Source organism: Streptomyces synnematoformans (assembly GCF_039531005.1).
GTDB lineage: Bacteria > Actinomycetota > Actinomycetes > Streptomycetales > Streptomycetaceae > Streptomyces > Streptomyces synnematoformans.
In genome coordinates, this window is the sequence record NZ_BAAAPF010000008.1 from 17,076 (window position 1) to 37,729 (window position 20,654).

Sequence of the window (20,654 nt, forward strand, 5' to 3'; positions counted from 1 at the left end):
GTCGAGCGTCCATGGTCGCGGGACGACCGGAATCACCCGCGATGCGCACGCACCGGCACCCCACGCGGCCACCCCATCGCGGCCGCACCCCGGCCGGGGTCCACCCACCGAACCACCACGGGAGGTCCCACTCCATGACGAACCAGCCAACCCCCCACCGCGACCCGAGCCCCGGGCCGGACGCCCAAGACGCCACGGGACTGCCTGGCCCCGCCGCGGACGTGTTCGCCGCCCTCACGGGCAAGACCGAGTGCACCGCCGCCGAGCTGGCCCGCACCACCGGACTCGGCCGCTCCACCGCCACCAAGGCCCTGGCACACCTGGAACAGTGCGGCCTCGCCGTACGCACCCGCGGCCAGCTCGAAGGCGGACGCCGCACCCCCGACCGCTGGGAACCCGCCCCCGAACGAGCGGCCGGACCCGACACCGCGGAACACACCGAGCCGAACCCCACCCCGACCAACGCCGAGAGCAACACCAACGAGAACGAGGCCGACGGATCTCCCGACACCGCCCACCCCGCCGACGACACGGCAGCTGCCGTCGACGACGGCCACAACGCCACCCCCAGCAGCCCGAAACCATCTGCCGACCCGGCGCCGGACACCCGACCCACGACGCCCCCTCGTACCGGCCGGCTGGCGCCCGGGGCCCTGCGTAAGCAGGTTCTCAGTCACCTGCAAGCGCACCCCACCGAGGCCTTCACCGCCACGCAGATCAGCCGGGCAATCGAGAGGAGCTCCGGGGCAATCGCAAACGCCCTGGCCACCCTGACCACCAAGGGGCTCGCCGAACAGGTCACCGACACGCCCCGCCGCTACCGCCTGACCGAAGCCGGGGCCGCCGACGCCCACTGACACCCCCTCCGCCGCTGTGCCCGCCGCACCACGGCGGGCGCAGCTTCGGTCTATCTCACAGTGGTTGTGAGCCCGCCAAGGCTGATGACGACCTTCGCGGCCGTTGCTCTGTAGACGGCGGAGATGATGTTGCGAGCCCGCGAGGGCTATGAGGATGCACACGCCGACTCCGATGGAGCGGCGGTGGCCGTTGCGAGCCCTCCAGGACTGATAAGGACGTTCGCGCAGGGTCTGCTCCACGTCCGCGGCCGGCTGTTGCGAGCCCTCCAGGGCTGATAAGGACGATGCAGCGGTACGTGCCGGAGTTCGCCCTGAAGTAGTTGCGAGCCCTCCAGGCTGATAAGGACGATGACCGCGTCGTAGCGTTGCACCTCGGTCGCCGGTTGCGAGCACTCCAGGGCTGATAAGGACCGCCAAGGGGCGGCCGGTGGGAGGGCCGCTAACCCTCCCACGTTGCGAGCCCTCCAGGGCTGATAAGGACTGCGGCTCATCTGCTGGCTGCTGACCGTCCGCATCGCGTTGCGAGCCCTCCAGGGCTGATAAGGACGCACCACGCCGCCGGTCGCGCAGCCGGGCCGGCCGCGTTGCGAGCCCTCCAGGGCTGATAAGGACCGTCAAGCAGGCCACCGTGCGCCTCGGTCTCGCCACGTTGCGAGCCCTCCAGGGCTGATAAGGACGGGCGGACATCACCGGATACCGGCGGCCGGTCGGGATGTTGCGAGCCCTCCAGGGCTGATAAGGACACGCGGTGCAGAACAGCCAGCCCTCCGTACGGCCGTGTTGCGAGCCCTCCAGGGCTGATAAGGACGCGGAATGTCTCGTGCTGGCGCGGAGCCCGTGACCCGGTTGCGAGCCCTCCAGGGCTGATAAGGACCGCCGCCTGGAAGATCAACCAACTCGCCCCCAACACGTTGCGAGCCCTCCAGGGCTGATAAGGACGTCGCGACCAAGTCCCGCTGGGGCCTGTCGGTCGAGTTGCGAGCCCTCCAGGGCTGATAAGGACGCGAACCCGGACGACCCGGTTCTGAAGCGGACGTACAAGTTGCGAGCCCTCCAGGGCTGATAAGGACGTGAAGTAGGAGAAGGCCGGCCGCCGCAGCAGGTCGGTTGCGAGCCCTCCAGGGCTGATAAGGACGGAGCAGGCGGGCCGCCCTGGACCTGGCCTCGTCGGGTTGCGAGCCCTCCAGGGCTGATAAGGACCCCCTCCACCAGGCCGCGACCGCCCCGGCAACGCGTCCTTGTTGCGAGCCCTCCAGGGCTGATAAGGACCCGAGGGTAAAACAGCAGGTCGCAGTAGGTGTGCTGGTCTGATGAAGGCGGAGTTTTGCGGCGGGTGTGCGGTGATGCAGCGTCGCTGGTCAGATGATGTCGTCCGTGTCAGCGAGGGCGACGCCGAGGGTGGAGGTGGAGATCAGGTCTGGCGATCGGGTGGTGTAGGTGATGATGCTGTCGCATTCGGGGTCAATTGCGGCTTGCAGGGCTGTGGTGAGGGCTCGGTATTGGGCGGCGCTGAGCTCACCTTGAAAGACGCTGCGCTGGGTCCAGTGGAGGTATTTTCGGCAGGTTTTGAGGACGTGTGGGTTGCGTTCGACTGCGGTGTCGTAGACGAGGATGACGAAGATGGCTTGTCACCACCAGGGGCGGAACGGTTTATACGGCTTGTCTTCGAGGCAGAGGCGGACGATTTTCAGCGCTTCGAGGTGGATAAGTTCTTCGTAGCTGGCCTGTCGCTTGAGGCTGCGATGGTAGATGGTGGTGGCGAATTCCTCGCGAGCGAGCGCTGCTACCTTCTTGCGGCCGTTCTTACTGAGGGCGGCTTTGCCGACGTCGGTTTCGAAGTCGCTGGGTTTGAGGTGCTTTTGGTGGGCGGTGCGTTTGAGGAGGCGTTCAGCGAATAGTGGTTTGAAGGGTTCTGCGAGGTCGAGGGCGAGGGTGTTACGTCGGCGGTCGGTGTCGGCATGGAGGAATCCGATCGCGGGGTGGAGGGGTGTGGCGCGCAGGGCGGTGAGGACGCGGGAGTAGATGAGGGAGTTGAGGTAGCTGATGAAGGCGTTGCCGGCGTTGGTGGGCGGGCGTCGGGTGCGGCCGTTGATGCGGAGCCAGGCGGGTAGTTGGGTGTCGAGGACGGCCCAGCCGGTGCGGCGGAAGTTGCCCTCCTGGCCCATGAGGGTGTCGCTGTCGGTGCAGTCGGGCAGGGCGGTGCGGAGGGTGTGGAGTGCCGGGTCGAGGTGGTCGGTGTCCAGGGCCCAGCGGACGTTCTCTGCGGCGGCCAGGACCAGTGCGCGGCCGATCGCGGTGCGCTGTTCGGGGTCGGCGGTGATCTCGACCTGGCGGCGGATGACGGCGGCGGAGGCCATGGATTCGGCTGGGGCGAAGTGTCCGGCGTGGTTGCCGTAGTGGTCCAGGACGTGCAGGGTGACGCCGTGGCGGCTCAGGAGCGACAGGGCGGAGGTGTTGATGTCGACGTGGTCGAAGGCGACCAGGTCGCGGATGTCGGTGATGGGGATGTGTACGGGGCTGTTGTCGGGGCGTTCGATGCGGATGCTGTTGTCTTCGCGGCGGATGCGGCAGGGCTCGGTCAGCCAGTAGGTGCGGCCGGCGGCGGCCATGGGTCATTCTCCCCAGCAGTAGTCGCGGTAGGAGCAGCCGCGGCACTGGTTGCGCGGCAGGCGTGGGGGTGCGGTGGGTGCGGCCAGTACGGCGCGGGCTTGGTCCTCGTCGGCTTCGGCTTGGGCGCGGGCGTCGTCGTTCCAGGGGACGTCGGTGGTTCGGCGGATGAGGGGGTAGTGGACGGTGCCGCCGCGTACAGCGACGCCGCGTCGTTCGAGCAGCAGGCAGTAGTGGCGGACCTGGGCGGCGTGGGCCGGTGACGGGGTGCGGGAGGATTTGGTCTCGTGGACGGTGGCGCCGGTGGTGACCCAGTCGATGCTTGCCTCGCCGAGGTCGACGTCGCGGCGGCGGGTGAAGGTGGTGTCGTTGACGGCTTCGCCGAAGGCGACCAGGTCGCTGGTGTGCTCGGGGCGGTAGCCGCGGCCGTAGAGCCATAGTTGCCGCGGGCAGTGGTGCAGGTACTTGAGGTGGACGCCGCCGAGCCCGGTCCGCTCGTCGTCGGGGTCCGCAGGCACGGGAGCGGGTGGGTTCACAAGATCGTCTCCTGTGGTGGCGGCGGGCGCAGGCCCAGGGTGCTGTCGTAGAGGCCGTTGATGAGGTGGACCTTCAGGCGCTTGTCGCGCTGGCCCAGCTTGCTGCCGTACGCCTTCAGCTGGTGGGCGCGCAGCGGGATGAGCAGCTGGGTGGCGAGGAGAGGGTCGCCGTCCTCGTCTCTCAGCAGCCTTTCGTATTCCTCGGCGTGTTCGGAGTGCAGGACGTCGACGCTGTCGAACTGCTCGGTGAGGGTTCTGGCGTACTCGCTGCGGTCGTGGAAGGGGTCGGTGAAGCGGAGGAATTGCTCGGCGAAGGCGTCGCGGTGGTGGCGGGCGTCCTTTGCCCACTGCAGGCCCCAGTCGGTGGCGTAGGCGTGGGTGAGCAGGGTGTCGATGTCCTGTTCGGTGAGGGTGGCGGTGCCGTTGTCGGCGAGGGTGGTCAGGGCGGACCAGGAGGCGTCGACGGCGCCGGCGGGGTAGGGCAGGTGCGTGGTGGTGCGGTGGACGCGGAACTCCACGGCGCCGTCGGGGTGGAGCCCGCGGCGGTTGACGCGGCCGGCGCGCTGGGCGACGGCTTCGACGGGGGCGTTCTGGACGGCGCCGCGGTCGAAGTCGAGTTGCAGCGAGACCTCCACGGCCTGGGTGGCCACGACCAGCCCGCCGTGTCGCGGAGTACGGGGCCGTTCGGGGTAGCGGTCCAGGAGGGCGTTCTCGATCGCGTTGCGGTCACGGCCGGTGAACCGGGAGTGCAGCAACAGCGCGGCGTGGGGGTCGTCAGGGTGTGCCGCGTGGGCGGCGTCGGCGAGCTGGGTGAACAGTTCCTGGGCGTCGGCGACGGTGTTGACCACGACGAGGACGCTGTGCCCCTGGTGCAGCCATCCCTGTAGCCGCTGGATGCTGGTGGCGGCGGTGATGGGTTCGTCGTCGAGGACGAGGCGGTGGCGTACGGGGCTGGTACCGGGGGGTGCCCGGTGGATGGTCACCGGCTGTTCGACGCTCTCTTCGATGATGTCGGTCATCGCGGTGGCGAGGGTGGCGGAGAGCACGGCGAAGCGGCTGCCGAGGCGTTCCCACAGGCGCATGGCCGCGCACAGCCGGCCGAAGGTGTCGGGTTCGTAGGCGTGCAGCTCGTCGAGCACGAACAGGGCGTTGGCCTGTTCCAGAAGGTTGGAGGAGTAGGCCGGGCCGGCGATGGCGCCGGCCAGGAGCTGGTGCGGGGTGGCGACCCGCAGCCGCTGGGTGAACAGGCGCATCGCCGCGGCCTGGGCGCGTGCCTTGCGGGCGTGGTCGCCCGGGGTTTGCTGGGGGTCGGGGGCGCAGTCGTCGTCGAGGGTCTCGGCGAGCAGGGTCTGGGCGACGGTGCCGTGCAGCAGACCGATGTCCGCCTGCTCTTCGTCCGGTGCGGGGACCAGTGTGTCGACGAAGCGCAGCCGGATGGCGTTGAGCGAGGCGCGATACGGCAGCGTCCACACCAGGCGGGGTAGGCCAGGCATGGCCGGCAGCTGGCCGGCGGCCCAGGCCAGGCCGCCTTCGGTCTTGCCGCTGCCGGTCGGCGAGATCAGGATCAGGTGCCCGTTGGTGGCGGAGGCCTGCTGTTGGTGGGGGTAGGGCTGATATTCCAGGTGGTCGAGGTAGTCGGGACGTAGCGGCAGGTGGGTTTGCAGGTGCTGGTGGGCGGAGCCGGCGTGGTCGGCCAGTGTGAGCGCGCCTTGGGCGAGGACGGCGAGCAGGCCGTCCTCCTCGGCGACGTCGCGGCGCCAGGTCTCCAGCAGCAGCTCCAGCAGGTCCCGCGCACGTTGCGCGAGCGTCACGGGCTCCTCGGGCGGTGCGGGCGGGTCGGTGTGCAGGAAGCCGCTCAGCCACGCCACGAGCTCCCGGTGCAGGAAGCCCGGGACCTGAACGATGCTCTGTCCTGGTGCCGGGCCGGGCGTGATGCCGAACACCTTCTCCCACTCGGTCTGGGCGTTGTAGTCCCAGGCCAGGGGATGTTTGCCGAAGGTACCTGCGGAGGAGGCGTGCAGGGGCCGGTGGTGGGTGGCCACCAGTGTGGCGACCATCAGCCGGTCCTTCGGGCTCCAGCCGGCGGCGGTGGCCAGCAGGTCGATGTACGCCAGGGAGAGCACCTCGTGGCGCTCGCCCCAGACGGCTCCACCGGGTTCCACCTGCCGCTGGAAGCCTTCGGCGATCTTCCCGGTGTCGTGCAGCAGACCAGCCCGGCGGATCCGGGGCCAGAAAGCGGGTTCGGTGGCGATGAGGCCCACGGAGGCGATGCGCTGCTCGATCTCGTCGACCCTGTCGTGCACGGTCCGCGAGTGAGTGGTCAGCCGCTCAGGGTCGTCGGCCGGGGTGGACTTGGCCCGTAGATCGGTGAGCTGCCGACGCGGTCGCGGTGGCGTGTTTACGGGGCCAGCAGCCACAGTGCCCTTCCCTTGCCGAGTCCGGGGTCGGTGTCGTCGTCGTAGCCGGGATCGAGGTAGGCGTCGCGCACCGGGTGGCGGCCGGCCGGGACGTCGCACCACAGGTAGTCGGCCCAGCGGGTGACCCTGCGGTCGGTGGAGATCGACGCGGCCATCCGCTGGTCGAAAGCCTCCGGCGCGTCGTGCCCGCCGTCCGGGGCCAGCGCGTGGCCGACGACACCGGCCTCGCCTGCGGGGTGCAGCATCACCTGCGTGCGCTGCTGGAGATGGACCAGGTCCTGGGAGCGGCCCAGGCGCAGCGGCCAGCGCGGGCGGCGAAACGCGCCGGCGATACGGTCGCCTTCCTCGCCGGGCAGCCATACGGTCAGGTGCACCCCGGTCAGGAACGGCCGGTTGCGGACGGTGGTGCCGCCCTTGCCGGCCCGTACCCGCCCGCCGGCTGCGGGGTTGACGCCGGTGGCGTCGATCGGGTGATAGGTCTCGGCGTCGACCCCCTGCCCATCGGCCCACGCGGCCATACCGAAAGCCAGCGGCTCGGCGGGGGCGCCGGTGGCCGCGGCCAGCAGGCCGCGGACCGTCGACGGCGGCGGGATGGGCAGGCACCGGGACAGACCGGGGAAGAACGGGTCACGGAAGGACGCCACCGGGGCGTAGAACTCCAGCCGCCACGCCGGCAGTGCCCCCTCGGCAGCAGCCATCACCGGGCCGGGTCGTCGAACCAGGCGTCCCGCTGCCCGGAGCGCAGCTCACCTGCCAGGTCACGCAGGACGGTGCGGGGATGGTCGATGACGATGGTGCCGTCGGCCAGCTCAGCTGCGCACTGTTTGTCGAATTCCTCCCGCAGGTCGTCGCGGAACCCCGGCCGCCAGCCGATCCGCACCGGCGCCTCCCACTCCCCCTGCCAGGCCGCCAGTTCCCGCTGAAGCACCGACCCGCGGATCCGCAGCCCCTCCTCGTCGCCGTCGATGACGTTGGCCAGCGGGTTGATCCCGCCGGCGAACGGGATGAGCACCAGCAGCGAGGGGATGCGGTCGCCGTAGTGCAGCGCCTGCTTCGCGCCGCCGCTCAGGCCGGCGATCGCCTCCAGCAGCAGCGCGGCCCGCTCCCGGCGCACCTCCAGCGGCAACCGCAACGCCGGCTGGTCCCGAAAGAGCACATCGGTGGCCCCCGCCGCCGCGGCATCGGCAACCGCCAGTGCCTGCTCCTTCGTCAGATAGTTCGGCCGCCCCACGCCATCGGTGTTCGGCATCGTGAACGTGCCGATCCGCGGTACGTCGAGCAGGAACGGCGCCGCCAGATCGGTGCTGTAGAACTCGTGGCCGTGCAGCACGGGCTCGATAACCCCGCGCGACATCACGCCGAAGTCCTGCGTCGGCCGCACCGGCGCAACCGAGAGCAACGTGCCCATCAGGAATGGCGAGTCGCGCAGCGTGGTGGCCGCGTCGTCCTTCTTGGCCCCTGCCTTCATGTAGCCGAACAGGTCGTCATCCGCGTATTTGATCGGGTCGGCGGCGGTGTTCGCCTTCTGGGCCCGGCCCTGCGCCTTGCCCACCCGGGTCACCGGCGAGGGAACCGCGCCCTGCTCGACCATGCCGTCGCGGATCCAGCGGCGCACGGCCTGCGCCGAGACATACGGGTATTTTCCCCCGCGGACCCACGCCTGCTTCACCCGCGCCGTCGTATCCTCGCCGCGGCCGTTGTTCGGGGCGCCAGCCTCGATCGCGAGCACCATCTTGCCTGCCAGATACGTCATCACGCCGCTCCGAAGTGAAAGTCGTGGTCCTCAGGCGCCAGGATCGGCTGTTGCACCCTCTGCTCGGTCAGCTCCCGCTCGGCCGGGTCGTCAGGCTGCTTGCCCACCTCTACGCCGCGGTCCTGGAGCAGCCGCAAGACCTCAGCGGCGAGCAGAACGCGCTGCTCCCAAGCACGAGAGCGCTGCTGCACGACAAGCCGCCACTCCTCCGGGACGATCGCGACGGGCCGGCCGTCGAGTTTGAGACGGAACGATGCCTCAAGCAGCAGTTCACCCAGGCGGTAACCATTCAGCGCGGCCTTTCGGTATTCGGCCAGTTGTCCCCGCGGACTGCTGCTTCCGTGCTCGATCCAATCGGCGATCAACGTCGCCACCTTGCTCAGGTCCGGCTCCACGCCGTGCACCTCTTTCTCGTAAACGAATGCCAGCCGGGTCAGCGCCGCCCGGTCCTCAGCCGTCCAGCGCTCCGTCTCCCACAGCAGCTCGTACACCTGCCGCAACAGCGACCGCGATCGGCCGTCCTCAGCCTCGAACAGCAACCGCGCCGCCTCCGCAGCCCCGTACGCCGTTACCTGACCGTCCGCGTCCTCGCGCTTCAGGTGGTGTGCCAGCAGCTGCCAGCCGCGCCGCAGAGGCGCGTTGCCGCTCACCGAAGCAAGAAAGACGGGCACCGCCCGCCGGGTACGAGTCACCCGCACCCACGGCTCCTGGTTGTCGTTCTTGAAACTCCACAACGTCGTCGCCGCCAGCCCCGGACCCAACGCACGCAACGCCCGCACCACCACCAACTCCGGACTCGCATCGGCCGCCATACCTGACGCCCCCGCATGCATCATCCGCTTCGCCCGCTGCACGTTGTGCTCGGCGAACTCACGCTCCGCCTGCCGCTGCACGCACGACAGCACCGTCGCCGAACCGGCCGTCACCCACGCCCCGTACGGCAACGCCCACATCGCCACCCGGCACCCCCGGCACACCGGCCAGCCGGACACCCCCGGCGGCAGCGTGTTCAGCGCCTTGTTCGTATCGAACATCGGCAACGTCGACTTCGCCCACACCACCGACGCCACCGCGCCGCACAGCGCGCACGGCCACCGCTCCCCCTCCGCATCGTCCGGGACGAACAGCTCCGTCATCCCCGCTGTGAGCACGGCCGCGTCCTTGGGGCGCTTCGCGTGCGTCACCTTCGAGTTCGGGTAAAGGGCGTACAGCACCTTCCACCACGCGTAACGCGCCGCATCCTTGCCCGCGACCGCCGCCGCAACGGCGTCCGCGACCACCGCCTCCACCACACCGTCCAGATCAGCCGCAGTGACCAGCTCCGGCTCGGACCGGCCGGCCATCACCGCCACCGCCCACGCCCCCGCCCGCTGCAACGGATGCCCCGTCGCCGTCAGCACACCGGCCGACTCCCCAGCAGCCGAAGGCACCGCGCCGACAGCCCGATCCGGCGCGCTCACCGGATCCACCCGAAGCCCTGCAACGTATCCAAGCCCAAACCCCACGACCGCAGCGCCGCAACGAACCGGGCATCGGCATCCAGCGCCACCCGCACCTGCGCCCCGATCCGCGGCGCCCCGCCCACCGCGAACCGCCGCCTGGGCCCCGCCTCCAACACCCTCAACCCCCGCGGCGCCGGCAACCCCAGCACATCCGCCTTGTGCACCAGGTTGTGCAGCAACCGCTCCACAAACCACTCATCCCCCGGAAGAAGCTCCCGCCCCTCATGCCGCACGATCACCGGCGTCGCCGTCGCCAGCTCCACCTCCCCCTCGACCACCGCAGCCGCACCTTCCAGCGCAAACCCCCGCACCCGCAACCGCGCCCCGCCCCACACCAGCTCATCCCGCCCGGCCAGCGACGCCACCAACGCAGACGCAATCTCCGGCACGGGCGAGCCGAACCACACCGAACCCGAATCCGACGTGGTGTACACCCCACGCCTCCGCGGCGCACCCGTGAACTGCGGACTCGTCACCCCCACCGGCTTCAGCCGATGCCCACCCCAGCCCTCATCATGAAGTTCCCGCGCCAAACCCGGATCGTGATCACTCAACAACCCGTACACCACACCCCGCGCCGGCCCGTGCACATCCCCCCACCGCAAACTCGGCACGTCGGCAGCAACATCCACCCTCACCCGCACCTCAACCCACCCCCGACACAACCCACACAAACCAACAACCCGAACACGCGCCGCAGACTAACCGCCACCCGACTCCAAGTACCGCCTTTCTCCATACAAATCACTTGATCTCCAGATCGTGATATAGAGGCGTTGGCTAACAACGAACACCGGGCTGACAGCAGGAGACCTGCTCCCCGATCACGCTCGGAGATGCCACCGACAGCCGCCCCTGGTAGGGATCGCGCTCAGCGTCCCGCAACGAGGCGCGGAAGAACAAAACGCCATGACCTGCGGTGATGCACTACCGACGAGTCCCTGCAGAACTCCCTCCATCACCACGAACAAGCATGCCTCTCACCAGGGGCTTTACCATCGGGTCGTCATCAGCCCGGGAGGGTTCGCAACGCGTTGTCGCGCGCCTCCGCGGTCACCGCGGTGTTGGTCGTCATCAGCCCGGGAGGGTTCGCAACCGAAACGGCCGCCGCATCCCCGGAGGGCCGCCCACCGGTCGTCATCAGCCCGGGAGGGTTCGCAACATTCCGTCGCAGACCGCGGGGAGGGCGGGGACGCCCCGTCGTCATCAGCCCGGGAGGGTTCGCAACCAACGATGACCAGCCCGATAGGGTTCGCGGCCATCACGTCGTCATCAGCCCGGGAGGGTTCGCAACACGTCAGCTCATACCAGTCAGCCGACGCATACCCGCGTCGTCATCAGCCCGGGAGGGTTCGCAACACGTGACCGTGAGGGAGGCGGAGCCCCGTGAGGCGGTCGTCATCAGCCCGGGAGGGTTCGCAACGTTTCCGGGATGAGTTTCCGCTTCGAGGTCATCCGGTCGTCATCAGCCCGGGAGGGTTCGCAACGTGCGGTCGGCATGGACCGCAACCACCAGTACCGGAAGTCGTCATCAGCCCGGGAGGGTTCGCAACGCGGATGGGCTGGAGTTCGTCGTCCCACAGTGCGCGGTCGTCATCAGCCCGGGAGGGTTCGCAACGCCGGCAGCGCCTCGCCCAGCACCAGCGGCGGCGCCGGTCGTCATCAGCCCGGGAGGGTTCGCAACGTTCCGCCCCTCTGCGCAACGCCTACCTGCAGTTCCGTCGTCATCAGCCCGGGAGGGTTCGCAACATCCAGCCGGGCGCCTTCTCGTCCAGGAAGGCCGCGGTCGTCATCAGCCCGGGAGGGTTCGCAACATGACCTCCTCGCCAGGCTGCGCGAGGCGCCCGCCGGTCGTCATCAGCCCGGGAGGGTTCGCATCGGTGGGGCACCCGAGGGGATCAAGGAGGGCGCGCATGTCGTCATCAGCCCGGGAGGGCTCGCAACCCTGGGGCGACAAGCACCCCGACGCCGACGTCCAGGTCGTCATCAGCCCTGGAGGGCTCGCAACACATTCTCGACCGGCTTCCACCAGAGGTAGACCGCGGCATCCTCAGCCCGGGGCGGTTGGAAACACGAAATTCCAATCCACGGAAGTGATCAGCGAGACTGCCGGTCGGGATTGAAGACGTTGGCTTGCCATCCTGCGCGTTCTGGGATCAGGCCGGCGGTCGGTCGGGGATCGGTATGCACAGGGCTGGCTGTCAGTCGTCTTCCTCCTGGGGATGGCTGCGTGCGCTGGTGAGGATCTTGGTCCAAGTGCTGTAGCTGCTCGGCGGCGGATCGGAGCGCCTCTGCAGATCGTCGATCAGCTCGGCGTTGGTAGCGTCGGAGCGTTCGGCGAGGAGTTGGCGGGCGAGGGTGAGGCGGGGGTCGCCGGCGTACGGGTAGCGGGCGTTGCGGCTGCCTGGTCGGCGGCCTCGGCGGATGGGGCGGTCAGCGCGGTGGTCGCGGTAGGCGAGGGCACGCCAGCGTCGCCATTTCGGGCGCTTGCGGCCGCTGGGGAGGTCTTCCCATTCGTCGGGTTCGGGCCAGCCGGGTGGTGGCGTCTTGACGGCCTTGCTGACGGTGCTGGTGTCCGCGTGTCCGAGGATGCGTGAGAACTCGGCCGGTCCAATGAGGTCGTCGTCCGCGGCATCGTGCGCAGCGGGCTGCTCGACGTCGTCGATCTGCAGCCGATTGCGGTTCCAGTCGTCCCACACCTCTGCGTTCCAGCGGAGGCGGCCCCCGATGCGCGTTCCCGGGGGGTGTCCGTTGGTGTTGCGCTCGCGCCAGAGTTGTTCGAGGTAGCGGATGGTGTAGCCGGTCTTCTCGGCGAGCTCAGCTCGGGTGAGCATGCCCTCAGGGGTGCGTCGCTTCTTGTCCCACGCTTCCCAACTGTCCTCGTACCAGTAGAGGGTGCCGTGGAGGCGTACGGCGTCGGGGTGGCCGTTGGTGTTGCGCTGGGCCCACCAGCGTTCCAGGGTGCTGAGGGCGTAGCCATGCCGCTGGTGGATGTCGCGGCGGGAGAGGACACGCCTGCCGTCGATGGTGATCATGCGCCGTCCTCGTATGCTGGCTGGGCTCCTTGTGAAGGGAGCCCGACGCCCGGCGCGCGGTTGCCCACTTGCGCCCGGGCGTCACCCTTGCCCGCCGTAGCGGTGCAGCTGCTTGCACCGACCACCTTATTGAACCGTGTGTGGGGCGGGTGTCGAGCCAGGCCGGGTTCGGTCTGGCGTGTCCTGGAGAGGCAGGTGGCGGGCCGGCCCGGCGGGTTGAGAACTTCGGTGTGCTCCCCCGGGGAGCCCGTAGGGGCAGCCCGCCGCGGGTGTTGCGGCGGGCCGCCGGTGATCGGCTACTCGCCGTGGTGGAGTTCGTACAGCTCGGTCTGCAGGCGCATGGTGTGCTGCTGGCGCTGTTCGAAGTCGGCGGCGAGTGCGGCGGCTGCGCTGGCGGTGATGAGTGCGTTGCCGCCCCTGGCGGCCAGGTCCTCCAGGGTGTCGGCGTTTTCTCCCATCCGCTCGCTGTAGAAGCGCAGCATCTCGGCGAGCGTGTCGCTGTTGGTGTGCAGCCAGGTCGCGGCCTTCTTCATGGCCTGCGTGTCGGTGGTCATGTATTGCTCCTTGGTCGTGAAGGGGTGTGTCGTGACTCGGCGGGTTGCCCTCCGCCGAGTCGTGCTGGGAACCGGGGGCGACCCGGGCCGTACAGGGGTTGTCCGGCCCGGCCTGGAGCCCGGGTTCGTCGAGAAGGGTGTGGGCCGGAGCCGGGGCGGCGTTGCCCGGCCGCCCCGGCCTCGGGTCACAGGTATCGGCGGGCGTATGCGGCCAGTCGGCTGATGAGCCGCACGGCACCGTCCCGGTAGGCGGCCTCGTTGTCGCTGTGCAGGGTGTCGAGCCGCTGGGCCTCTCGCAGGATGCTGCGCGTGACGATGTCCCGGCACCGGATGGTGCGGATTGCTTCGGTGCGGCTGCCGTCGGGCGAACGGCGGGCGATGAGGATCCTCTCCCGCCTCAGGTCGCCCTGGTCGAGGTGGCCGAAGCGGTACACGTGCCCTCCGATCCGCCGGTCCCAGACCTCGTTCACGGCGTCGCGCACGCAGTACTCGCGCTCACCGATCACGAACCGGTCAGGCGCATCGGCGGTGGGTGTAGCGGTGTCGGCCTGGTTGTCGGTGGCACGCCGCTGGCGCGGGATGCGGGGGATGGCGGGCTCGTTCAGGTCGTCCATGCGGTGACGCTCCTTGCTGTGAAGGGGGTTCCTCGGGCCGGTCCGCCCAAGGTGTTCGGCCGGGGGTTGCCCTCCCCTTTAGAACACTTTTATTGAACCATGTTTTATTGGTGGATCAAGTATTGCCGCGGGCGCGGCGGGGTGTCACGGACTGGAGATCGATCCAGTAGCCGCTATCGCCGGGGATCTCCAACTACCGGATAAGCGGGAAGGATGACTGCGACGTCGACGAAACGGGGTTGTCAGTCATTCCACGCGGGTGATCTCTGCGCGGGCCCCGTGACTCTCCTATCATGCCGGGGTTGGCCTGGCGTGATGAAAATGATCTCTCGTATGGCGGTGTCGGCGATCACGGTCGGCGTCGTGCTGGTCGGTGCCGTTCCTGCTGTCCCAGCGGCGCCGTCCTCAGTGGCAGCGGACCGCTATGCGCGGCCGATGATCAAGGTGACCTGCTCGGCGGCTAATGTCCGGAAGAAGCCGCGGAAGAGTTCTCCCCTTGTGGGCGTCGTGCACCGCGGTGAGCGGGTGCGGCTGTTGCAGCGTACGGAGAACTGGTCACATCTGCGGATCCGGTTCAAGGAGGGCGGCAAGTCGCGGACGGGTTGGATCATCTTCGACTGTGGCGACCTCTACCGGCAGTGAGGGTGTGCGTGCCGGGCCGGGTGGTGCACTGCTGGCTGGTCGTGGCCTGCGCGGTGGCGGTGCTGGGCACCACCGGATGCGTGTCGGTCACGGGGACTTCTCCGGAGGTGAGACCGCGGTCGCCTGCGCCGACCAGCGCGCAGCCGGTGCCGGTGAGTGAGGAGGTGGCGCTCACCGAGCCGGACCCGACGTCGTCCCGTACGCCGCGGCGTACGGGTGCTCCCGCGGCGGCGCGCAGTGGTGGCGAGACGGCGGCCGGCGCGGGTGGCCCGGTGTGGAGGGAGCCGTCGGGGTCGCGTCCGTCCTCGCCGGCCGCTGCTGCCCCGGCCCCTCCGACTGCCGCTCCGAAGGCGCGGGCTACGGAGGTTGCCACGACTCCGCAGCGGCGTGGGGCTGCGCGCCCTCCGCAGCCGCGGGCCCGGCCGCGGACTGCAGCGCCGTCGTACGACCTGCGGAAGGCATGCCGTGCGGCTGACGGAGTGGTGGATCCGTCGATCGTCGAACTGTGCCGGGCGAAGTACGGGCGGTGAGCCTGGCCGCCGCCGTCGGACCGTGGGCGAGGGCGAGCCGTCCCGCCGGGAACCGGTGGGACGGGTCGTCGGCATCGTGCACGCAGCCGCGCTGGGCATCCCAACCGCCGAGCAACACGGGTGCCACCGGCAGCATCGCCACGTCCTGCTACGACGTGCTCGTTGGGTTCTTCTGGGAGGTGATCAGGCGGACTTCGTCGCCTTCGTCCGGGAGCATGGACAGGGTAGAGCCGCAGTCCCAGTCGATGTGAAGTTGCCTGTGCCGGGCGTCCCAGCGGCGGATGGTGCCTGTGGCACCGGGACGCAACTCGGTGTAGGGGTCGCTGGTGCGCACGAGAGTCACACGGTCACCGTGTCGGCCGTACATGATTGTTACCTCCTGCGGATGGTTGTTCGCTTCGGGATGTCGTCCTCGTGGTGATCAACGGCCGTGCCCGGGGTGAGTGACAGGGGGCGGTGGTTTCCATGCCGAGGCCATGGAGGATTCGCTGCAGGAACCGACGCCTTCGGCGTTGACGGTCGTCGCACGGGGCGGCCGGCGGCTGCCCCGTGCGGCTGATGGCTCCTCACGGCACCGGGTGATCGGGCGGGGTGATCTCGATGAGGGTGTTCAGGGCGCGGCCCAGGCGCAGGGTGAGGCTGGCGCCGCGGTCGGGGCCGTCGGCGTAGCCGCGGCAGATGGCCGGGGCGGGGGTGTCGAGGGTGGAGTGGCAGGGGATGTGTCCTGCGCAGGCGCGGGCGTCGCGGACCATCTGGGCGACCCGTCCCGGTAGGAGGTCCGCTTGGTTGCCGGGGTGGAAGATGCAGGTGGCGCAGAGGCTGGCGCACAGCCGGACCTCTCCGGTGACCGGGTCGGCGACGTCGGCGTAGCCGGGTCGGCCGGGGGCGTCGGGGCTGTCGGGTGTCATGTCGGTTTCTCCTGTTTCTTCGCGGGTGTGGGGTGGTGGGCGTCGGGGTTTCTAGCGGCGCCGGTTTCCGCAGCCGCGGTGGCCGCAGCCGCACGGCGCGGTGGTGGCGGCGTTGTTGCACGGGCAGGGGCAGGGCCCGGGTCGCATGTGGGAGCGCGGGTTCTGGCCGGAGGCGCGGACGCGGGGCAGGGTGTGGTCGGCGGCGGTGGCCAGCAGGCGGACGCGGACGATGGGTGCGAGGTCGTCGAGGCGGGCGAGCATCTGCGGCAGTTCGGGGTCGGTCAGTCCGGCCGGTTGCCAGCCTTTCGCGCGGGCGAGGCGGAAGGCTGCCTCGGCGGCCAGCCATGAGGCGGCCTGCCCTGCCGGGGGTCGGGTGGGGTGGTGAGCGCGCCAGACGGCTACGGCGGCCTCGTCCAGTAGCTGGGTCAGTGCGGGCTGTCGGGTGCCGGGTACGACGTCCAGCGCGGTACGGACTTGCAGGAGGATGTCGCGGACGACCTGGCGGCATTGAGTCGGCGTCAGCGGGTTCATGGCGTGGGTCTCCTTGCGGGTGGTGGTGGTCGCCGGGCCGGGATGCGGCGGTGACCGGTGGGTGGGCGGTGTGGGGCCGCTGGAGGCGGCCCCACACCGCGGGTCAGGTACGGGCGAGGGCGGTGGTGGCGGCCTTGCCGATCGCGGCGGCGGCCTGGGCGGGGTCGGTGAGTTCCACGAGGGTGGTGCCGGGCAGCGGGAGGGGGTCGGGGGCGAAGGCGAGCCACAGCACCGCGCACCCGGCCTTGCGCAGGGCGGCGATGCGCCCGGCCGCCCGGTCGGCTTCCTTGGCGCCGTAGATGCCGTCGGAGGCGATCACCAGCAGGCGTCCCGCCCCGGGCTGGGTGAGACCTGCTCCCGCCTCCAGGGCGTCGATGGCCTCGCCGAGGCTGTGGCCCCTCCCGCTGGCGTCGAACTCGGTGACCCGGGCGGGGGTACGGCCCGGTGCGGTGATCGCGGTGATCGACTTGTCGTAGGCGACGGTCGCGCTGCGGGAGTCGGAGTCGGTCAGGGCGGCGGCCTTGGCCACGATCCAGGCGGCCGAGGCGATCGGCGCGGTGGCGATGCTCATCGAGCCGGAGACGTCCACCGCGATGCCCACGCGCAGCGGCGGGGTCGCGCCTGCCCGGTGCACGGTGTGCACCCAGGGGGTCGCCGTCGGGATAGCTCCTGCGGCCTTCTGGGCGTCGCGGGCGAGGGCTTGGCGCATGTTCAGGCGTCCGGGCGGGACGGCCGAGGCGGTCTGAGTGGTGGTGCGTTCCCGGTAGGCGGCGGCCCGCAGCGCGCGGGCGAGGTGTCCGGCAGCGGCCTTCTCGGCGCGGGTGGGCTGTCGGGTGCCGGTCACCGGGGAGCGGCTGCTGCGGGATGTCGCCTTGCCGGGGGTGTAGGGGCGTGCGCCGGGGGCGAAGACCTTCTCGGCGGTCTGCGCGGCTTGCCGGGCATGGGCGGCCCGGGCGGCCGTCGCGCGTGTCCGGGCCGTTTGGGCGGCTGCCGCTTGTTCCTGTGCTGCGGTTTGGGCGGCTTCGTTCGCGGCTACCGCGGCGGTCACCTTGCCGATCGCCTCGGCCAGTTCGCCCTGCTTCCCGGCGGCGGGGTCGGGGGCCGGTTCCGGGCCGGTCGGGTCGGTGCCGAGGGCCTGGCACCAGGCGCGGGCGTGGTCCAGCATGCTCTGGCCGTCCTCGTCGGCGGTGGCGTGGGCGGCTGTCCAGATCGCGGCGAGGGTGTCGAGGAGGTCCGTGCCGAGGATGGCTGTGGCGGTGGTCTGCAGTGCGTCGGTCTCGTCGTCGTCGAGGATTCCGGCGTCCCGGCGGGCGAGGATCAGTCCGGCTGCCGCTGCTGCCTGCCACCGGTCGGTGGGGGTCTGGCTGGTGAAGTCGTCGAGGATCAGGGTGTGGACGGCGGCCCGCAGGAACGGCCGGTCGCCGGGGCGGCGGGAAAGGTGGGCGTGTTCGGCGCGGGATTCCTCCAGCAGCTGGGCCGCCGTGTCCAGGGCCGTGCCGCGCTGCGGGGGCGGGGTGGTCCAGCGGCTGTGGGCGGCGTGGGCGGCCTCGTGGGTGAGGGCGCCCCAGGCGACGGGGTAGTTCTCCTCGTCGCCGACCCGGGCGGGGTCGATGGCGGCGGGGGCCAGCGGGGCGAAGAGGGCGGCGTCGATCTCCAGTTGGGCCGTGGTGGGGTAGAAGGCGGCGGGGGCGCCGGAGCGGGTTCCGTGTTCGCAGGTGACGATCACGTCCTCGCGTCCGGCGAGCTCCGGGAGGCGTTCGGTCAGGGCGGCGGCGATGCGCAGCCAGTGTCCGGCCTGCGGTGCGGGCGGGGGTTCGAAGGCGGGGCCGCCGTCGTCCTCCCAGCGGACCAGGGCCTGTTCGGTTTCGGACAGAGCGGGCGGGGTGTGCTGGACGTGGGTCTGGGCATGGGTCGGCATGGCGGATACGGGTCCCTTTCAGGAGAGGGTTTTCGGGGGTTGGGTGGCCCGGGCCCGGCGCTCGGCGGGGCCCGGGCGGGGGGTTAGAGCTGGCGGCCGAGGGCCAGGGCGGTGACCGGGTGGCCGAGGGCCTTGGTGACGATCTCGGTCACCGTGTCCCGGTCCTCCAGCGGGGCGACGCCGACCAGGTTGGCGAAGGCCGCCTCGCTGCCGAGGACGTCGGCGATCTTCTGGAAGGCGATCAACTCGCGTAGCTGGGGCGCCCAGCCGACATCGCCCGCCTGCCGCAGGGTGGCTAGGTTGCGGGCGATCCGCACCGCGGCCCGGTTGATCTTCAGGGAGGCGGCCAGGTCGTAGTCGGAGCCGACCTGGATCTGCACGCTGAACCGGGAGGCGAGGGCTTCGGTGAGGACCGCGCCGTGGACGCCCGGGTTGTGCCCGGCGATCACGTAGAAGCCGTCGGCCGCGGTGATCGTTTCGCCCTTGTGCGCCTTGACCTGGATCTGCCTGCGCCCGTCCATCGCCGGATACAGGGCTGCCAGCACCTTCGGGGAGATCAGCGTGGCGTCGTCCAGCAGGAGGGCCCGGCCCTCGGTCATGGCGGTCACCAGCGGGCCGTAGACGAACTCGTAGCCGCCGTTGGCGTCCTGGGTGTACTCGCCGATCAGGTCGCCGACCGTGGTGTCCCCGTCCCCGGCCACCGTGATCAGGTCCGGGAAGGCCGCCTCGATCAACGAGGTCTTCCCCGTGCCCGGCGGCCCGTACAGCAGAACCGCCACCTGCGCCTCGCGCAGCCGCCGCAGCGCCTCCACGTCCGGCATCTGCGCCAGGGCCCGGGGGTGGTACTGCTGCCCGTTCGGCCGGACGATCGGCACCGGTCGCCCGCCCGGCGGCGGGGACGCGGGCGCCTGCCGGACGCCCTGTCGCGACACCTGGGGGGTTCGGCCCGGGGCGGGCGGAGACGGCGGAGGTGGCAGTACGGCGTGCTGGGCTGCGGCGGCCGTCGCCGACGTCGCCTGGTACGTACGGGGTTTGGAACCGGACTGGACCGCCTCGCCCCGGCTGACCAGGGTCTCGCACGCGTTGCCGACCGCGCCGCCCGAATGCCCCAGCCGCCGCGCCAGTTCCGTGACCGTGAACACCCTTCCCGGACTCGCCGTCAGCACCTGGGCGACACGCGCACGCAGTTCGCCCGGGCGCGCCTTGGCGCCCGCTGCGGGCACAGGGCTCGATGGCGTCGCGGGGGCGGTCGGCGCGGGAGGGGTCGCCTGCCGTCCTGCGGGGCCGGAGGGCGGGGACACGGGCGTGGCGGTGCTCGTCATCGAGACATTCCTTTCACCAGGAAAACGGGGGGCGCTTTATCTGGATTCGAGAACAGCTGACCTCTGGGCAGACTTCACCCGTCATCTGTTTTCGGGCAGGCCCCTTCGGCGGTATTTTCATTCCCGGCCCTTCCGGGAACAATTCAAATATAACTCGACCCGCGTCCCGCTTGAAGCCGGAATTCGGCTTGGGAATGCTGGAATTCTCGTGAATTCACGACCGTTTTTCAGGGGTTTTCCCTGAAGCGCGACGCAAGGCGTCGCGACAGGCGGCCCGGACGACCGATTCCCAGGCGCCCGCGCGCGGCGATTTCGGCGCGCCGATGACACGCATGAGCGGGGGCGCGCCCCCGGCACGGGGCGCGTCCCGCCGCGCGGCGGTGTGGCCGGGGTCCGGGCTATGACCGCGCAGGTTTCAGCAGCGGTCTTCGGGACGTACGACCACGGTGTGCACCTGCCCGGTGGCGGGCCCCGCCGTGCTCGGTGCGGTTGCGGTGTCGTGGCGCGGCATGCCGCACCGCAGAGGGCACGTCGCCCTGCACCGTGCCGCGGGACGCGCCCCGGCATGACGGCATCCCTCCGGCGACGCCGTGGCGGCCGCCTCGTGTCACGGGCCGTGAGGTCCGGGTCGGCCGAGGGCAGGCCGGCTTGTGGTTGTGAGAAATGGAAGCTGAGGAGGTGGAGGAGTCACGCGACGTGACAGGCGGCCGGGTCAGGATGTGCGGGGGCGGGGACGGCCGGGCGCCGGCTGTTGGCAGATCGGGATGCGTTGCTGCACCGATATACAGTCGCCCTCGCCTGCCACCGGCTCGCAGGGCGCCTGGCCTGCACTTTCGGGCGGAACAGGGGCGTCGCATCCAAGGGCGAACGCGGAAGCGGCGGCAGATACGGCCCCGGATGCGACAGGACGAACGCCATCAGGTCACCG

General features: G+C 70.5%; 19 protein-coding genes and 2 CRISPR repeat arrays. Of the genes, 2 read left to right on the forward strand and 17 right to left on the reverse strand.

All coding sequences use genetic code 11. The annotated features are described in order from the left end of the window. Positions 1-134 precede the first annotated feature (134 nt). Positions 135-857: a MarR family transcriptional regulator gene (locus tag ABD317_RS03525; protein ID WP_344287704.1), complete on the forward strand. Its 723-nt coding sequence runs from the start codon at positions 135-137 to the stop codon at positions 855-857. Between the two features lie 382 nt (positions 858-1,239). Next, positions 1,240-2,126: a CRISPR direct-repeat array (repeat unit 29 nt; unit sequence GTTGCGAGCCCTCCAGGGCTGATAAGGAC). 89 nt (positions 2,127-2,215) lie between these two features. Here ABD317_RS03525 and cas2 read toward each other — a convergent pair. The 11 genes from cas2 to ABD317_RS03580 form a co-directional block, all read right to left on the reverse strand. Then, positions 2,216-2,479, reverse strand: a complete 264-nt coding sequence (gene cas2, locus ABD317_RS03530) for a CRISPR-associated endonuclease Cas2 (RefSeq protein WP_344287781.1) — start codon at positions 2,477-2,479, stop codon at positions 2,216-2,218. A gap of 6 nt (positions 2,480-2,485) precedes the next feature. Continuing rightward, positions 2,486-3,466: a type I-B CRISPR-associated endonuclease Cas1b gene (cas1b, locus tag ABD317_RS03535; RefSeq protein ID WP_344287706.1), complete on the reverse strand. Its 981-nt coding sequence runs from the start codon at positions 3,464-3,466 to the stop codon at positions 2,486-2,488. Positions 3,467-3,469: 3 nt separating this feature from the next. After that, positions 3,470-3,982, reverse strand: a complete 513-nt coding sequence (locus ABD317_RS03540) for a CRISPR-associated protein Cas4 (RefSeq protein WP_344287708.1) — start codon at positions 3,980-3,982, stop codon at positions 3,470-3,472. 14 nt (positions 3,983-3,996) lie between these two features. Next, the gene (cas3, locus tag ABD317_RS03545) at positions 3,997-6,417 is read right to left on the reverse strand and encodes a CRISPR-associated helicase Cas3' (protein ID WP_344287710.1); all 2,421 of its coding nucleotides are present in this window, start codon (positions 6,415-6,417) and stop codon (positions 3,997-3,999) included. After that, positions 6,399-7,115 carry a CRISPR-associated protein Cas5 gene (gene cas5, locus ABD317_RS03550; RefSeq protein WP_344287712.1) on the reverse strand — a complete coding sequence of 239 codons (717 nt, stop codon included), beginning with the start codon at positions 7,113-7,115 and terminating at the stop codon, positions 6,399-6,401. Before cas5 ends, cas3 begins: the two co-directional genes overlap by 19 nt. Continuing rightward, the gene (cas7i, locus tag ABD317_RS03555; RefSeq protein ID WP_344287714.1) at positions 7,115-8,170 is read right to left on the reverse strand and encodes a type I-B CRISPR-associated protein Cas7/Cst2/DevR; all 1,056 of its coding nucleotides are present in this window, start codon (positions 8,168-8,170) and stop codon (positions 7,115-7,117) included. Before cas7i ends, cas5 begins: the two co-directional genes overlap by 1 nt. After that, complete coding sequence (locus ABD317_RS03560; RefSeq protein ID WP_344287716.1) at positions 8,170-9,570, reverse strand: hypothetical protein; 1,401 nt, start codon at positions 9,568-9,570, stop codon at positions 8,170-8,172. The genes cas7i and ABD317_RS03560 overlap by 1 nt, the downstream gene beginning before the upstream one ends. A gap of 56 nt (positions 9,571-9,626) precedes the next feature. Continuing rightward, positions 9,627-10,316 (reverse strand): CRISPR-associated endoribonuclease Cas6, encoded by a 690-nt coding sequence (cas6, locus tag ABD317_RS03565; RefSeq protein ID WP_344287718.1) that lies wholly within the window; start codon positions 10,314-10,316, stop codon positions 9,627-9,629. A 358-nt stretch (positions 10,317-10,674) separates the two neighbouring features. After that, positions 10,675-11,680: a CRISPR direct-repeat array (repeat unit 29 nt; unit sequence GTCGTCATCAGCCCGGGAGGGTTCGCAAC). A 193-nt stretch (positions 11,681-11,873) separates the two neighbouring features. Further along, a complete protein-coding gene (locus ABD317_RS03570; protein WP_344287720.1) occupies positions 11,874-12,707 on the reverse strand; it encodes a hypothetical protein in 834 nt (277 codons plus the stop codon). 296 nt (positions 12,708-13,003) lie between these two features. Continuing rightward, positions 13,004-13,261, reverse strand: a complete 258-nt coding sequence (locus ABD317_RS03575; RefSeq protein ID WP_344287722.1) for a hypothetical protein — start codon at positions 13,259-13,261, stop codon at positions 13,004-13,006. 185 nt (positions 13,262-13,446) lie between these two features. Then, positions 13,447-13,875 carry a hypothetical protein gene (locus tag ABD317_RS03580; RefSeq protein ID WP_344287724.1) on the reverse strand — a complete coding sequence of 143 codons (429 nt, stop codon included), beginning with the start codon at positions 13,873-13,875 and terminating at the stop codon, positions 13,447-13,449. A 315-nt stretch (positions 13,876-14,190) separates the two neighbouring features. On the opposite strand from ABD317_RS03580, the gene ABD317_RS03585 reads away from it, so the two are divergent. After that, positions 14,191-14,517, forward strand: a complete 327-nt coding sequence (locus ABD317_RS03585) for an SH3 domain-containing protein (protein WP_344287726.1) — start codon at positions 14,191-14,193, stop codon at positions 14,515-14,517. Here the strand turns inward: ABD317_RS03585 and ABD317_RS03590 are convergent. From ABD317_RS03590 to ABD317_RS03615, 6 genes are all read right to left on the reverse strand, one after another. Further along, on the reverse strand, positions 14,483-14,890 hold the full coding sequence (locus ABD317_RS03590; protein ID WP_344287728.1) for a hypothetical protein: 408 nt from the start codon (positions 14,888-14,890) through the stop codon (positions 14,483-14,485). The two genes, ABD317_RS03585 and ABD317_RS03590, sit on opposite strands and share 35 nt — an antisense overlap. A 305-nt stretch (positions 14,891-15,195) precedes the next feature. Beyond that, positions 15,196-15,414 carry a DUF4314 domain-containing protein gene (locus tag ABD317_RS03595; RefSeq protein ID WP_344287730.1) on the reverse strand — a complete coding sequence of 73 codons (219 nt, stop codon included), beginning with the start codon at positions 15,412-15,414 and terminating at the stop codon, positions 15,196-15,198. 199 nt (positions 15,415-15,613) lie between these two features. Next, complete coding sequence (locus ABD317_RS03600; RefSeq protein WP_344287732.1) at positions 15,614-15,955, reverse strand: hypothetical protein; 342 nt, start codon at positions 15,953-15,955, stop codon at positions 15,614-15,616. A 51-nt stretch (positions 15,956-16,006) separates the two neighbouring features. Beyond that, on the reverse strand, positions 16,007-16,486 hold the full coding sequence (locus ABD317_RS03605) for a hypothetical protein (RefSeq protein ID WP_344287734.1): 480 nt from the start codon (positions 16,484-16,486) through the stop codon (positions 16,007-16,009). A 103-nt stretch (positions 16,487-16,589) separates the two neighbouring features. Next, positions 16,590-18,404: a vWA domain-containing protein gene (locus ABD317_RS03610; protein WP_344287736.1), complete on the reverse strand. Its 1,815-nt coding sequence runs from the start codon at positions 18,402-18,404 to the stop codon at positions 16,590-16,592. A gap of 83 nt (positions 18,405-18,487) precedes the next feature. Further along, positions 18,488-19,528, reverse strand: coding sequence for an AAA family ATPase (locus ABD317_RS03615; RefSeq protein ID WP_425582262.1), 1,041 nt, complete (start codon positions 19,526-19,528; stop codon positions 18,488-18,490). Positions 19,529-20,654 lie beyond the last annotated feature (1,126 nt).